We start from the raw sequence: 15,195 nt of genomic DNA on the forward strand, positions 1-15,195 counted from the left end.
GTCCGCGTCAGGCCCGAGTCCGAATCAGATCTGAATCGGGCCGGTCTCGGGCGCCTCCGATGTTCCCGAACCTCCGGGCTCACCCGTTTGGGTCTTCGTTCCTCCGGGTCCGCTCGACTGGGTCTTCGTTCCTCCGGGCTGCACCGAGTCGATGACTGCGGTCGTGGGTTCGCCGCTGCGCACCTCCTCGACCTTCTCCTCGGCCGAACTCCGGCTCTTGAGGTTCTTCAGGGGCAGCGCCAGATAGCTGCCGAGCACAGCCCCGACTGCGAGAGCCGCATTCGCCAGGATCGCGGTGAACAGCGAGGACAGCCCCACAGCGAAGGAGACGTTCTCCGACTCCGACGCGATCTGATAGACGGCGGTGAAGATCGACAGCCCCTGCAGCAGGGTATAGATGCCCGGAAGCATGAGCACGATTGCCGGTGCTCCCAGCCGCAGGGCCAAGGGCCGGGAGAGGAACCCGGTGACGGTCGCGGCGAGAAGACTGGCGAGCACATTGTCGATGTGCAGCAGGGTCAGCGACATCATCGTGATGTGCGAAGCGAGTCCGACCAGCGCGGCAGGAAGGATGAACCGGCGCCTGGCCGACATCGCCACGGCACCGGACATCGCCACCACGGCCGCCGCAACCATCGACAGGATCGCCGTGACCACGTGCGGACTCGCCTTGGGCACGAGCACCTCGATATGGCTGAGCCCGATGGCCTGACCGCACACGATGCCCAACGCGATTCCGGAGACGATGCCGGCCAGGGTCATGAACACTCCGACCACTCGACCGGCCGCGGTCAGCGGGAAGTTCGTCAGCGCATCCTGGACCGCCGAATACAGCGATTGGGTCGGCAGGAGCAGGACGATGCCGGCGGCCACGAGGTACTGCGGGGAGTTGATGATCCCCAGATCTCCGGCGATGGTGGCGATGAGCGTCGCCGAGGCGGCCTGCAGCGCCGTGATGAAGAACGACGGCAGGTGGGTGCGCCCGATCAGCTTGCCGAACTGGAACACGACGATGGCCATCGTGATGCCCAGGGGCACCGCGACCGCCCCTCCCCCGAGCAGCAGGACGAGGGCACCGACCATCAAGCCCCAGGCACCGGTGGTGAACCATTCGGGAAACGGCCGCCGCTGCGTGCGTATCGCGTCGAGGCGACTGCGTGCCTCATGGAATTCCAGACGCCCGTCGACGAGGTCGGTGACGAGCTTGTGCACTGAGGCGAGCTTCGCGAAATGCGTGGACTCACCGCGGTTGACCCGCATCACCGTCAGCAGACGTCCGTCCGAGGTCGAATAGTGCACGACGAGAGTGTTCGAGGTCAGATCGATCTCGACGGTGGCCAGACCGCACGCGGTGCAGGCGGCGATGACGGAGACCTCGACATCGCTGGTGCCGGCACCGGCACGCATCATCATCGCCGCGATATCGGCGGCGAGGTCGAGGATCATCCGGGCTTCGTCTTCGCTCGGCTCCTGCGCCTGCACGGGCGCCTGGTAGGGGGTGCCTTTGAGCGCGGTGACGATGGGCACCGGCTGCGTGTTCTCCGTCGTGCCCGAGACGAGTTTGCCGACGGTGCGCCGGGCGACTCTCTGGGCGATGCGCTGAGACGCCCCGCGGTGGTCGGTGCGGCCCTTCGACCGTCCGCCGCTGCGTTCGGGCTTCGCCGCCTTCGCTGCCGCGGCCTTCGCGACGTCGTCGGGCTGGGGTTCCGGTGAGGACTCCCGCAGCTCGGCCAGACGCTGCAGACGGGTGCGCTCGAGCAGCTCCCGCAGGGCCTGGGATCCGGCCTCCGGGTTGCCGCCGGAGACCGGCGCCGGGGATGAGCCGCGGACAGGACCGGGTTCGGTCGGCGGATCGACCCGAACCTCGGCGGTGGTGGCGTCTTCGAGTTCTCTGTCGCTCACGGCTCGCTGATGAGTGTCGGGCCGAGCGGGTCGGCGACGTGCGCGGTTCCCGAGGCGGCGTCATAGTCGAAGACGCGACGACCGGAGACGAAGACGGTCTCGGCGCGGGAGTTCAGATCGAGCGGATCGCCCGACCAGATGACGATATCGGCGTCGCGGCCCACGGCCAGGGAGCCGAGGCGGTCGTCGAGGCCGAAGATCGCGGCGGGGTTGATCGTCAGCGCTTCGATCGCGACGACCGGGTCGAGGCCCTCCTTCACGGCCAGGGAGGCTTCGTGGATGAGGAAGTTGATCGGGATGACCGGATGGTCGGTGGTCAGCGCGATGCGCACTCCCGCCTCGGCGAGGGAAGCGGCGGTGGCCAGGGTGCGGTCGCGCAGTTCGACCTTCGACCGGGAGGTCATCAGAGGTCCGAGGATGACGTCGATGCCCTTGGCGGCGATGAAGTCGGCGATCTTGTGGCCTTCGGTCCCGTGGTTGATGACCAGGCGGTACCCGAATTCCTCGGACAGGCGGATGGCGGTGGCGATGTCGTCGGCCCGGTGGCAGTGCTGGTCGAACGCGAGCTTGCCGTCGAGGACGTCGGCGAGGGTCTCCTTGACCAGGTCACGGTCGAACGGGGTGCCCTCGGCTTCCGCCTGGGCGCGTTTGGACTGGTAGTTCCGCGCCTCGACGAAGGCGTCGCGGATGATCTTGACGGTGCCCATCCTCGTCGACGGGGTGACCTTCTTCTCCCCGTACACGCGTTTCGGGTTCTCGCCGAGCGCGGATTTCACGGACAGGTCCTGCGTCACGAGCATTTCGTCGACGATGCGACCCCAGGTCTTGAGGAAGGCGGTGCGACCGCCGATGGGATTGCCGGAACCGGGTTTGATGAGCGCCGAGGTGACGCCGCCGCGCAGCGCATCCTTGAATCCGAGGTCGGTGGGATCGATGCTGTCGAGCGCGCGCAGGCCCGCCCCGTTGGGATCGGTCATCTCGTTCGTATCGTCACCGGACCAGCCCTCACCGTCCTCATGCACGCCGAGGTGGCCGTGAGCTTCGATGAAACCGGGCAGGACCCAGCGTCCGCCGGCATCGATGACCTCGGTGTCCGCTGGGAGGGAAGAGGTGTCGACGGGGCCGGCAGCCACCTCGGTGATGCGGCCGTCCCTGACCGTGAGCGTGCCCGATCCGATCGCCTCGGCGCGGTTGCCGGACGCATCGGCCACGGGCACGATCCGCGCGTTCGTGATGACGAAATCTGTGGCTGCGGGGACCGGGACTGAGCGATACATTCTGCTCCTAGCGAGGGGGTCGGCGACGACGTCTGTGCGGTCTCGAGTCTACGCCACTCGACGTTCGGACACGGTGACCTGGGGGCCGTTCGCCGCGTTGGCGGGACGCTTCCGGCAGGGCGAGTTCTCACCCTCTTCCCTCCCCATTTGCTACCTGACGGCGGCCCAGCAACCTCGCGCGAGGTTGCTGGGCCGCCGTCAGGTAGTTCTGAGGGCTACCGTGGGGTAGGACGTGTCCGGCGCGGCGTATAGTCTGGATGCATCGTCCGAAGAGAGAAGGATCCCTGATGCTTGAGCCGATCACCTCATACGTCGCAATCGGAGACTCGTTCAGTGAGGGTCTGATGGATCCCGACCCACGGGCCGAGGACCGGTACCGCGGGTGGACCGACCGCCTCGCGCTCATGCTCACCGAGTCCGCAGTGGGCAGCCCGGACCTGTCCTACGCCAATCTGGCCATCCGAGGTCGGCTGCTCGACCGCATCGTCGATGACCAGGTGCCGCAGGTTCTCGAGATGAAGCCGGACCTCGTGAGCCTGTGCGCCGGCGGCAACGACTGCCTGCGCCCGAAGGCCGATATCGATGCCCTGGCCGCGAAGTTCGAACGTGCTGTGATCGCCATGCGTGAGGCCGGCATCGAAGTGCTCATGTGCAATGGCTTCGACACCGAGTTCAGCACCCCGCTCATCCGTGCCGTGCGACCTCGAGTGGGAATCTACAATGCTCATCTGTGGTCGATCGCGCAGCGGCACGGCTGCCATATGGTCGATCTGTGGGGGCTGCGGTCGCTCTATGCCGCGCAGATGTGGGCCGATGACCGCATCCACCTGTCGACGAAGGGCCACCACCTCGTCGCCGAGCAGGCTCTGGCCACCCTGGAGAGCGGCCGCTCCCTGCCGGTCAAGGGCTTCGGCGTTCCCGCTCGTCCGACGCGGGCGATCCGCGAGGTGATGAGCGAGGAGTCGCGGTGGGCCCGTGAGTACCTGGCCCCATGGGTCGGTCGCCGACTGCGTGGACAATCCTCCGGTGACACCCTCGATCCGAAGCTGCCCGAACTCACCCGCGTCCGTGACCTCGTCGAACGCTCGCGCGAGGTCGACCGTGCCCAGAAGAACGACGCGGCCGGCCGGTCGGGCGGGGCCGATCTGACCGACTCAGGCGGAACTCGCCCCGACGAGAGCGGCACCGGTGGGGTGAACGCACCTCGGGATTCCGACCGATGAGCGTCGAGTCCGTGCGCATTCCCGAACTCTCAGCCGTCGGGACCGCCCAGGTGCCGTCCTTCCGCCACGTCTACGGGGACTTCCCCGAGCAGTTCGTCGAGGTCTTCGGTGACCCGGCGGCCGCCTCGGCGACGGTGATCTTCGTCCACGGAGGCTACTTCCGGCCCCGCACCGACCTGGCCCACGCCCGGCCGTTTGCTCGGGCGTTGGCCGAGTCCGGGGTGCTCGTCGCCTCCGTCGAGTATCGACGGCTCGGCGGTCAGCCGCTCCTGCTCGACGATGTCACCGCGGGCATCGATTCGGTGTGTGCCGAACTGCCGCGCTGGGGCGTCAGCGAACAGGCACGGCAGAATCTGATCGTCTCGGGGCATTCGGCCGGTGGCTGCCTCGTCCTCGCCTGGGCCTCGCATCTGCCCGCGGAGGGACCGCGGATCCGTCTGCGCCCTCTGGCGCCGGTGACCGATCTGCTGCGGGAAGTCGAGGCAGGCCTCGGGGATGGTGCGGTGCTGGACTATATGGGGGCGCGCCCCGAGGATGATCGGCAGGCGTATCTGCGCCACGATCCGCGATCACGGGCGGCTCTCATCCCGGCGCGCGTCGATGTGCATTCGCTCCACGGAGATGCCGATGCCACCGTCGACGTCGAATTCTCCCGAGTCTTCCCCGCCGCCCTGACCGAGCTGGCCGGGGCGAACCATGCCGATGTCATCGACCCCGATTCTCCGTTCTTCCCACAGGTGAGGAACCTGCTGCTCGGCTGAAGGGCGGCGTCTCAGACCCCTTCGGGGCTGATGCCCGGCCCGTTCTCGATGCCGGTACGGATATCGAAGAGTTCGGGGAAGAACGTCAGATCGAGCGCCTTCTGCAGGAATCCGACTCCGCTCGAACCGCCCGTTCCGCGTTTCATGCCGATGATCCGCAGCACCGTGCGCATGTGCCGGTAGCGCCAGATCTGGAAGTTCTCCTCGAGGTCGACGAGCTCTTCGCAGCTTTCGTATTCCTGCCAGTACTTCTGCGGGTTCTCGTAGATGATGCGGAAGACATCGCACAGTTCCTCGTCGAAGGTGTGGGCGACCGACTTATCCCGGTCGAGCAGCCGCTGCGGCACCGGAAGTCCGCGCCGGGCCAGGCACGCGAGGAACTCGTCGTAGATGCTCGGTTCCTCCAAGTACTGTTCGAGAGCCGCACGCGCCTCGGGTTCTCCGTCGAAGACCGGGAGCATGGCGCGGTTCTTGTTGCCGAGCAGGAACTCCACGACCCGGTACTGCCAGGACTGGAAGCCGGAGGCACGGCCGAGCTGGTCGCGGAACCCGACGTATTCGCTCGGCGTCAGCGTGGCGAGCACGGACCACTGCTCGGTCAGAGTCTTCTGGATGTGTTTGACGCGGGCGATGCGCTTGAGCGCGGTCTGCAGCTCATCGTCGGCGATGAGTCGCCGGGCATCGAGGAGTTCGTGGATGACGAGCCGGAACCACAGCTCCGTGGTCTGGTGCTGGATGATGAAGAGCAGCTCGTCGTGGTGTTCGGGACTGCTGACGGGGTGCTGGGCGCCGAGGAGCCGGTCGAGGTCGAGATACGACCCGTAGGTCATCGACTCCTTGAGGTCGGTGTGGACCCCGGCTTCGAGGTCTCGTTCGTTCTTCTCGGCCGTCGTCCGAGCGTCGCTGCCCGGGTCATGGTTGGTGTCGGTCATGACCTCCAGCATAGGGGTCAGCCGGGCTGCCGCCTCTGCGGTTCGGCGACGTCCCGCACCTCGTCGACCAGTTGCTTCCATTCCGGCGGCATCTGAGATTCGCCGAAGCGCACTCGCCCGAACCGGCTCTCGATGAGATAAGCGAAACGGTCGGCACCCGTGGACTGCGGCGCATCGTCTCTCTGCCCGTCGTCGGACCAGGGAAGATCGGCGATGCGCGGGCCGAGGTCATCGCGCCGACTGCTCGCGTCGATGTCGACTTCCCAGACGAGCAGCATCCCGCCGATCCCGCCCGAGCGTTCGACGAGCAGACGCCCGAAGCCCCCGGCCGGCTTCTCGCTCACCAGCTGCTCCCCTGATTTCCGCGCGCCGATCCGGAGTGGGAGATGCCCACGGCTTCCCACCCGGAGACGATCGCATCGTGGGTGTCGGAACCGGCGCCGAATTGGTCGGCCACCTCGGCGATGGTGAGTTCTGCGAACTCCGCGAAATCGGTGCGCTGCGTGATCTCGGACCCGGTGAGGACGGAGTACCAGACCTGTCCGACGCTCTCCCAGGCCGGACCGCCGACGGCGGTGGCTGCGAGCGCGAAGGCACGGTTCGGGATCCCGGAGTTGAGGTGGACCCCGCCGTTGTCGGAGTCGGTGGTGACGAAGTCGTTCATATGCGCCGGCTGCGGATCCGTGCCGAGGACGTCGTCGTCATAGGCCGTGCCGGGTTCGACCATGGAGCGTAGGGCACGGCCGGTCATCTCGGGGGTGAAGATTCCGGCGCCGATGAGCCAGTCCGCGTCCTCGGCATTCTGTCCGGCATCGTGCTGCTGGGTGAGTGCCCCGAAGACATCGGCGCAGTGCTCGTTGAGTGCTCCCGGCTGGCCGAAGTACTCGAGGTCGGCGGTGTGGCTGATGACGCCGTGGGAGAGTTCGTGGCCGATGATCGACAGCGAACCGGTGAACCCGGTGAACACTTCGTCGTCGCCGTCGCCGAAGACCATGAGTCGGCCGTCGAAGAACGCGTTGTCGTAGTCCGTGCCGTAGTGGACGCTGGCCATGAGCGGCATTCCCGCCCCATCGAGCGAATCGCGCCCGAACACCTCGGAGAACAGCGCATATGAAGCGCCGAGCCCGTCATAGGCGTCGTTGACCGGTTCGTCGCTGACGGGCTCTTCGGCCTCGGAACGGACGAGTTCGCCGGGCAGCACCTCGGTGTTCTGCGCATCGTGGACGAGACGCTGCAGCCCTGCCGATCCGGGGGCGGCGAGCGCGGTTTCGTCCTTGCCGAGATCGGCCGGCGGCGTGTACCGCAGACCCGCCAGGCGCAGATTCCGGCAGCTCTCATCGGACATCCGACAGCTGGCCGCGGCGGCCGCGGCCCTCGGGAACCGCTCGGTGCCGCGCTCGGCGATCGCATCGAGGAGATAGGGCGGGACGACAGTGTGAAATGGGACGACGTTGTGAGAGACCATGGCTCCAGCGTGCCACGTCCGGCGACGAACCGATAGAGAACCCGGCACATCCGAGGCGGGCGGCCCGCCGCGACCTCAACTAAACTTGTCACGTGCTCAAACCCATCCTGTGGCCGGTGCTCGTGCCGTTCGCCCTCTTCGCCGTCGGCCTGGGTGCGATCATGCCGATCCTCGTGCTCGGCGCGCTCTCGCTGGGGTCGACGCAGGCCTTCGCCGCCGCCATCGTCGGCATCATGGGGGCCGTATCGCTGATGGCCACGGCGCCGGCCGGGATCCTCATCGACCGCCTCGGCGATTTCCGGGCGATGACCGTGGCCACCTGCGCGGCCATCGTTGTGCTCGGCTCCATCGTCGCCGCCTTCATCTGGGATTCGCCGTACTCACTGCTCGTCTACACGATCGCGCTCATGGTCTTCGGCCCGGTCTCCGATGTGTGGAGCCTGGCCCGGCAGGCCGTCGTCGCCGAGGTGATGCCGCCGGCCGATCTCGCCAAGGCGATGACCGCGCTCGGCGGCACGCAGCGGGTCGGCAACCTCGTCGGGCCGATGATCGGCGCCGGTCTCATGCTCGCCTTCCCGATCTGGTCCGTGTTCGTCTTCTCCGGGCTCAGCGCCGTCGCAGCGATCGCAATCATGGCCCTGCCGATCGCGCAGATCCCCGGTTTCGACGACCATCCCCACCGCACCGAGGCGGCCCCGACCTCCCGTGCCGACGATGACGGCCCCTCCCCCGCCGATGGTCCTCACCCCGCCGAGGCGGCCGACCCCGCCCCAGCGAACGATCCCGCACACGGAGACGACCCCTATCCTCGGCGCAGGAAGACGGATCGTCGGCCGCCGTTGGATGTGCGGTGGAAATCGGTCGTCCTCACCGGCGTCACGATCATCACACTGGCGGCGGCCCGAGCCGCCCAGCCGGTCGTCGTTCAGCTGTGGGGCGTCGAGATCGGCCTGCACAAGTCCTCGATCTCGCTCATCATCGCCTTCGGCGCCGGACTCGAACTCATCGTCATGTTCCTCGGCGCGTACATCAAGGATCACCTCGGTCGGGTCGCGACCCTCGTCGCATGCCTGTCCGTCTTCGGCACCGGGTTCATCATCATGGTCGCCAAGCCGGATCTGGCCGGGATGGTCATCGCCGCCGCGGTCATGGCCTTCGGCAACGGCCTCGGAGCGGGCGTGAATATGACGATCGGGGCGGACCTCTCCCCCGCCGTCGGCCGGCCGCGGTTCCTCGGCATCTGGGCGATCTTCAACAACGGCGGCAAACTCGGCGGGCCGACGCTGCTGTCCCTCATCATCACCGTGACTACCCTGCGATTCGGCGTGCTCTTCCCAGGACTGCTCGCCCTCCTCGGCGCGGTGTGGATCCTCATCTGGGCCCGTCAGGTGGGGCTGCCCGGCCGCAGGAGGCGCCTCGACCCGCCGCGCACGGACTGACTCCGGGCGGCTCCTCACGTCTCCGCGCATACGGCCCACACTCACGCACGGACCGACCCGACGGACTAGGCTGGACACGACCGATTCGACGAGGTTCGGCTGACAGCTCAATGCCGAAGGCCCGCAGGGGCCGGCGGCCCGATGCTGAAGGCCCGTAGGGGCCGGCGTGCCGGAGCCGAAGGCCCGCAGGGGTCGGCCCACGGCTGAGAGTCCGACCAGGATCAGGAGAGTCATCGATGGAAGCACTGGACGTCGGCGGATATGCGCTGGTGAGCCTGGCCGCACTCGTCTTCCTCTTCCTCCAGTCATGGTTCGCCGCCACCGTGGTCCGTCGCGTCGTCGGTGTGCCCACCGGCTGGCCGCGCACATTGGCCGTCGGCCTCGTCATGAGCGCCGTCGTCGCCGTGACCGTCCAGTACCTCTACCGGGCCGGCACCGGGCAGAACGTCGACGGCCTCGACGTCTCCCCCGGAGTGGCGGTGCTATTCATGGTGCTCGCCCTCGGGTGGATCTTCGCCCTGGGCGTCGGCGCCCTCGTCATGCTCGAAGCCGCCTTTCCGACCGGATCCCTGCCGAGCCCGCAGTCGCTGTTCTTCGGGTGGAGGTCCCGCCGTCGCCGCGCCCGCCGCTATGCCCAGGTCGTATCCATTGCGGTGCGGCACGGGCTCGGCTCCCAGTTGCGCGGCTTCGGCGGGGATTCGCCGGGCCGAGAGGTCAAGACCGCGCGGGCGCTCAAGGAATCCCTCGCCGAGGCGGGGGTGACCTTCGTCAAGCTCGGACAGATGCTCTCGACCCGCCGAGACATCCTCCCGCCGGTGTTCGTCCGTGAACTCGAGACCCTGCAGACGCAGGTGACCCCCGAACCGTGGTCGGTCATCGAGCCCGCCATCGCCGAGCGACTCGGTCGGCCGATCGGAGAGGTCTTCGCCCGCATCGACTCCACGCCGCTGGCGGCCGCCTCGGTGGCGCAGGTCCATGAGGCGACTCTGCTCGACGGCACGGAGGTCATCGTCAAGGTGCAGCGACCGAAGGCGCTCAATCAGGTCGCACAGGATCTCGATATCATCCTGCGGTTGGCGGGCTGGCTGAACAAGACCACGACATGGGGGCGGGACCTGGGTGTGCAGTCGCTGGCCGCAGGATTCGCGAACACGCTCGAGGAGGAGCTCGACTATCGGATCGAACTGGACAACATGGCCAGCATCGAGGCCTCACTGACACGATCGGGCAAGTTCGACGTCACCGTTCCGCACGGCTATCCGGGCCTCAGCGGCGAACGCCTGCTGGTGATGGACCGGCTGCCCGGACAGCCGGTCTCGCGTGCGGGGGCACTGCTGACCGGGCTCAGCGATGCCGAACGGTCCCGGTTGGCGACCACTCTGCTGGGCGCCACGCTCGAGCAGATCATCGGTGATGGGATCTTCCACGCCGATCTGCATGCCGGCAATATCTTCATCACTCCCGAGAGGAAGCTGGGGCTGCTCGACTTCGGTGCCGTCGGACGACTCGACCCGGCCACGCAGACGTCGCTGGGCCTGATGCTCTATTCCATCGACCAGAACGACAGCGCAGGGGCCACCGACGCCCTCATCGAACTCCTCGGACGTCCCGACGGGCTCGATGATCGGGAGGTCGAGCGCGCCGTCGGCGAACTCCTGCTGCGCTACGGCGGCGGCACCCGCGCGACGCAGGGCCAGAAGCTCTTCGACGATCTGTTCAACCTCGTGCTCGCTCATCGCTTCTCCGTGCCGGCGCCGATCAGCGCAGCCTTCCGAGCCATGGCCTCTGTGGAAGGTGCGCTGCTGACGATCGATCCGAACTTCGACGTCGTCGCCGTGTCCCGGAAGGAGGGCAATAGGCTCGTGAGGTCGAAGCTCAAGGGCACGAAGATCACCGATGAGCTGCAGCGCCGGGCTCTGCAGCTGATGCCGATGATCGACCGCATGCCGCGCCGGATCAATAAGATCACCGAGGATCTCGAGCAGGGCCGGTTCTCGATGAACATGCGTGTACTCGAGAATCCGTCCGACCGCAGCTTCCTCACCAGCCTGTTCCAACAGCTCATCGTCGCCGTCCTCGCCGGGGCCGCCGTGGTGGGAGCGATCATGCTCATCACCAGTGATGAGGGTCCGCTGCTGACGAAGGACATCCACCTGTACTCGTTCTTCGGCTTCGTGCTGCTCTTCGGCGGCTTCGTGCTGAGCATGCGCTCCCTCATGCTCGTGTTCAGACGCGACGGCCAGACCTAGCCTGCCATTCGACCGTCGCTGCGCCCGTCCACCAACCTCCACCGTTGCCACTCGGCCATCGCCACTCCGCTGTCGCGCCCCTCATCCATGTGCCGCCGGCGGGACTTACGGGCGTCCGGCGCAATCGTGGTTGCACAGCCCGTCTTCCGACGTGGGCTGGCCGGCCGAGACTGCGCCGTTGTGGGCCCACAGTGAGCGCTCCGGCCAGCCCGGCTAGTCCGTCTGCTGGGAGTCACACCTCAGTCGGAGCGAGTCGCTGGTGAAGTTCCGGACGATCCGTGCGGGATTTCGTGGCCGAAGTCCGCACGGATCGTCCGGAACTCGGGAGCCGGGCGGACGAAGCTGGAGCCGGGCAGCGAAAAGGGCGATGCCCCGTGGGAATACGAGCGCAGCGTTGATTCCGCCCTCGCCCGGGCAAGAAGACGCCCCGCGTACCGCTGGTTCCAACGGACCACGAGTCATAACAATGTCATCACGCAAAGAACCAGGGCAGACAATCGAGTGTCTGCCCTGGTCAGGTGAGCCCCCTGTCAGACTCGAACTGACGACCTTCGCTTTACAAGAGCGGTGCTCTACCAACTGAGCTAAGGAGGCGTGGTGCGCACCGAGCGTGCGCGCCTACACGATAGTAGTCCATGGCCGGGCCCGGCCACAAAACCGGTGGGAGACGAAGAGGGCCGGACCCCACCTCGGCGGGGCCCAGCCTTCAATCGCTCAGGACCGTGACTCACACGGCTCCGGCCGGGTGTCTCGGGCGATCAGCCCTTGAACTCTCCGGTGGCCTTGAGGATCTCGGTGGCCAGGGCCTGCGAGTCGCTGGTCTTGTCGGTGTGCTCGCCGTTGATGAGCACCCACGGGGTGGCTTCGACTCCGTCGTCCAGAGCGGTCTGGCTCGACTGCTCGATGAACTTGTCGAAGGTCCGGTCGGTGACGCAGGACTTCACGGTCTGCTCGGGGTCGGCCTGGAGCTTCTTCGAGGTGTCGACACCGGCGTCCTCGGCGACCTTGAGCAGCTCCTCATCGGTGCGGCCTTCGGTGCCCTCCTCCGGCTGCTGAGCGTAGAGCGCGTCGAACAGGTCGATGGCGACCTCGGGCTGGCTGTCGACGACGCAGGCGGCGAGGTTGGCAGCGCGGGTCGAGTACTCGTTTCCGCTGGACATGCGGTCGAGGAACGACACCGGCTTGTAGTTGACGACGATCGATCCCTCGTCGGCGAGCTTGCGCAGCATGCTCGCATTGCCTTCCTCGAACGCCTTGCAGCCGGGGCACTGGAAATCGAGGTAGACGGTGACCGTGGCGGCCCCCTCCTTCGTGCCCTCCTCGGTCGGAGCCGGTAGATCCGACTCCTCACCCTCGGGCATCTTCAGCGGCTGCACGAGCGTGTTGTCCTTGCCCACGGTGATTCCGTCGGAGACGTAGTTCGTGGGGCTGACAGCTGGTTTGCTCTGCTGGAAAACCAGCACGGCGACCACGGCCAGCACAGCGACGACGACCACGGCGATCCCGGTGTACAGGATCGTCTTCGCGGTCTTCTCCTTCTTCGCCTGATTCGCCGCGATCTGCCGGGCGTTCTCGCGTGCGCGGTTCCGCTTGTCGTCCGCGGAGTTGTTCTTCGCCATTGTTCCTCACGTTGGATCGTCTGACATCGGTGCGGCCTGAGGCCCGATCAGTGCGGGACGGCTTCCGCGACCCGACGGCACCACTGTACCGAAACAGGTGCTTCGCCGACTCCCAGAAACATTCAAGGTTCAACTACGACGTTCAACTACCTCAACACTGCGCCGGTAGCTTCCGGCGCGCACCGGACCAGGCAGCCACACCGCGCGGCTCACACCGGTCCGGGCAGGTAGTCGAAGGGGTTCATCGTCAGCGGCCACCAGGACATGGCGGCTCCCGACTGGATGACCATGACCGCGAGGATGACGAGCAGCGCGATCACGGCCACGGCGATGAGGCGGCCGAGCTGGTTGCGAGTGGCTCCCGAGACGAGCAGCCGCGAGCCGAAGCGCAGGCTCGAGGCTCCCGGACCGACCCACAGCACCAGCGAACCTGCGGCGCCGGCGGCCCACACCGACCATTGTTCGGACGACCCGCTGGGCACGATCCCGCCGATGTCGAGCCGGGTGAGCACGAGCGCGGCGGCGGCCGCGATCGCCGGCAGGATGAGCGAGGCCACCGAGGTCAGGGTCGAGGCCAGCACGGCCCCCGGCGCCGAGGCGAGCGCCCGGAAGAACCCGCCCGAATCGGTCCCGCGGTCGAATCGATACCGCTGGACCTTCCGATCCAGACGCGTGCCGGTGCGGGCGAGAACCGACCAGAGCAGAGCGACGAGGCAGATGACCAGCGGCCCGAGGGGCATGACGGCCACGGCCAGAGCCACGAGTCCGAAGACGACCCAGCCGCCCGACTGCACCCGTCGGTATCCCATCGGCTGCATCGGCTGCCCGCCTGGCTGCATCGGCTGCCCGCCTGGTTGCATCGGCTGTCCACCGGGCTGCATCGGCTGCCCGCCTGGCTGCATCGGCTGCCCGCCGGCCCCCAAGAGCTGACCGCCGGGACCGGGCCGGTCGCCCCACTGCCCCTGACGAGCCAGACCATGCGGACCACCGGGACCGCTCGGCCCGACGAGGTTCTGCCCCTGACCGGGCTGGACGAAGCCGGAACGGCCGAGGTCGGCGCCTGCCATCGGCGATCCCGGACCTGCCTGAATGCCGCCGTTGGGGTTGCTGATCGGCGGCGCGGTCGCCTGCTGCGGGGGCTGGCCATGCATCTGCCCGGGACCATAGCCCGTCCCCTGGCCGGGCCCCGCACTGTAGCCGGGCCCCGCACTGTGGCCGGGCCCCGCACTGTGGCCGGACCCGGCATGACTGGTGGGCCGGCTGGATCCGGGGTACTGCGGCTGCCCGCCTCCAGACGGTCCGGCTCCCGGGTAGCCGGTGCCTGCACCGATAGCCGCACCCCCGAGCGCTGCCCCAGCGGCCCCGGCACCACCGTGCCCAGAAACTTTACGACCGCCGTCGTCATCGACGGCCGGCATCACCGCGGTTCCGCTCGGTGACCGCTGCGGACCACCCGGGCCGGCTCCGCCGCTGGGCCCCGACCCGAGCTGCGGCATCCGCCCGGACTCGATGTCAACGAGAGCGTCGAGGATCATCTGCCCCGACGGTCGGCGTTCGGGCTTCGGGTCGAGGCAGGCGGAGATGAGCGGAGCGAAGTTCTTCGGCGCCCCGTCGAGGTCGAATTTGCCCATGGCCACACGACCGAGCACGGCCTCCAAGGGTCCGGAACCATAGGGGTTGCGGCCCGTGGCGGCGAACGCCATCGTCGCGGCCCACCCCCACCAGTCGGTCTTCTCACTCGAGGCCTTGCCGTCGGCGATCTCCGGGGACAGATAGCCGGGGGTGCCCATGACCAACCCCGTGGCGGTCACGCGCACTTCGTCGGCGACCTGGGCGATGCCGAAGTCGATGACCATCGGCTCTCCGTCCATGATCATCACGTTCGCGGGTTTGAGGTCACGGTGGATGACGCCGGCATCATGGACGGCGTTGAGGGCGTCGAGGAGGGCATGGCCGAAGTGGACGAGCTCATCCTCGGCGAAGGGGCCGTTGTCACGGACATCATCGGACAGGGTCTGCCCGTCGACGAATTCGGTGATGATGAACGGCTGCGCGGAATCGAGCTCCGCGTCGAGGACCTCGGCGATGCGGGGGTGGCGGATCCGGCGCAGGGTGCGGGTCTCGCGAGCCAGACGCTTGCGCGCGGTCTCATCATTGGCGATGTGCGGATGGAGGACCTTGACGGCGACCGGGTGGTTTCCGCCGTCGACACCGAGGTAGACGACACCCATGCCGCCCGAGCCGAGCTCCTCGATGAGGCGGTAGCCTCCCAGTTCCTGATCCATCACCTGGCCAAGCCTAGTCGAGCGAGTAGAGTTCATTCCAAGG

At 67.5% G+C, this 15,195-nt stretch carries 11 protein-coding genes and 1 tRNA gene; 4 read left to right on the forward strand and 8 right to left on the reverse strand.

Annotated elements, in window-relative coordinates:
* Positions 1 to 24: 24 nt before the first annotated feature.
* Complete coding sequence (locus BLIN9172_RS08175) at positions 25 to 1,902, reverse strand: threonine/serine exporter family protein (protein WP_101554619.1); 1,878 nt, start codon at positions 1,900 to 1,902, stop codon at positions 25 to 27.
* Entirely contained in the window at positions 1,899 to 3,179 is a 1,281-nt protein-coding gene (locus BLIN9172_RS08180) for an amidohydrolase (RefSeq protein ID WP_101554620.1), read from the reverse strand. Before BLIN9172_RS08180 ends, BLIN9172_RS08175 begins: the two co-directional genes overlap by 4 nt.
* A 287-nt stretch (positions 3,180 to 3,466) precedes the next feature.
* On the opposite strand from BLIN9172_RS08180, the gene BLIN9172_RS08185 reads away from it, so the two are divergent.
* Together BLIN9172_RS08185 and BLIN9172_RS08190 are read left to right on the forward strand one after the other, a co-directional pair.
* Complete coding sequence (locus BLIN9172_RS08185; protein WP_101554621.1) at positions 3,467 to 4,402, forward strand: SGNH/GDSL hydrolase family protein; 936 nt, start codon at positions 3,467 to 3,469, stop codon at positions 4,400 to 4,402.
* A complete protein-coding gene (locus BLIN9172_RS08190; RefSeq protein ID WP_101554622.1) occupies positions 4,399 to 5,163 on the forward strand; it encodes an alpha/beta hydrolase in 765 nt (254 codons plus the stop codon). The genes BLIN9172_RS08185 and BLIN9172_RS08190 overlap by 4 nt, the downstream gene beginning before the upstream one ends.
* 11 nt (positions 5,164 to 5,174) lie before the next feature.
* Here BLIN9172_RS08190 and BLIN9172_RS08195 read toward each other — a convergent pair whose 3' ends face one another.
* The 3 genes from BLIN9172_RS08195 to BLIN9172_RS08205 are packed head-to-tail and all read right to left on the reverse strand — an operon-like array spanning position 5,175 to position 7,560.
* Entirely contained in the window at positions 5,175 to 6,095 is a 921-nt protein-coding gene (locus tag BLIN9172_RS08195; protein WP_101554700.1) for a tryptophan 2,3-dioxygenase, read from the reverse strand.
* A 17-nt stretch (positions 6,096 to 6,112) separates the two neighbouring features.
* The gene (locus tag BLIN9172_RS08200) at positions 6,113 to 6,439 is read right to left on the reverse strand and encodes a protealysin inhibitor emfourin (protein ID WP_025777069.1); all 327 of its coding nucleotides are present in this window, start codon (positions 6,437 to 6,439) and stop codon (positions 6,113 to 6,115) included.
* A complete protein-coding gene (locus tag BLIN9172_RS08205) occupies positions 6,436 to 7,560 on the reverse strand; it encodes a M4 family metallopeptidase (protein WP_101554623.1) in 1,125 nt (374 codons plus the stop codon). Before BLIN9172_RS08205 ends, BLIN9172_RS08200 begins: the two co-directional genes overlap by 4 nt.
* Positions 7,561 to 7,652: 92 nt before the next feature.
* Between BLIN9172_RS08205 and BLIN9172_RS08210 the strand changes: the two genes are divergently transcribed.
* Positions 7,653 to 8,999 (forward strand): MFS transporter, encoded by a 1,347-nt coding sequence (locus BLIN9172_RS08210; RefSeq protein WP_101554624.1) that lies wholly within the window; start codon positions 7,653 to 7,655, stop codon positions 8,997 to 8,999.
* 236 nt (positions 9,000 to 9,235) lie between these two features.
* Positions 9,236 to 11,248: an ABC1 kinase family protein gene (locus BLIN9172_RS08215; RefSeq protein ID WP_101554625.1), complete on the forward strand. Its 2,013-nt coding sequence runs from the start codon at positions 9,236 to 9,238 to the stop codon at positions 11,246 to 11,248.
* Positions 11,249 to 11,769: 521 nt separating this feature from the next.
* Here BLIN9172_RS08215 and BLIN9172_RS08220 read toward each other — a convergent pair.
* From BLIN9172_RS08220 to BLIN9172_RS08230, 3 genes are all read right to left on the reverse strand, one after another.
* Positions 11,770 to 11,842 (reverse strand) — tRNA-Thr (locus tag BLIN9172_RS08220).
* A 164-nt stretch (positions 11,843 to 12,006) separates the two neighbouring features.
* Positions 12,007 to 12,867, reverse strand: a complete 861-nt coding sequence (locus tag BLIN9172_RS08225; protein WP_101554626.1) for a DsbA family protein — start codon at positions 12,865 to 12,867, stop codon at positions 12,007 to 12,009.
* 209 nt (positions 12,868 to 13,076) lie between these two features.
* Complete coding sequence (locus BLIN9172_RS08230) at positions 13,077 to 15,152, reverse strand: serine/threonine protein kinase (RefSeq protein ID WP_101554627.1); 2,076 nt, start codon at positions 15,150 to 15,152, stop codon at positions 13,077 to 13,079.
* Between the last annotated feature and the right edge of the window lie 43 nt (positions 15,153 to 15,195).

The organism is Brevibacterium linens ATCC 9172 (genome assembly GCF_900169165.1).
Classification (GTDB): domain Bacteria; phylum Actinomycetota; class Actinomycetes; order Actinomycetales; family Brevibacteriaceae; genus Brevibacterium; species Brevibacterium linens.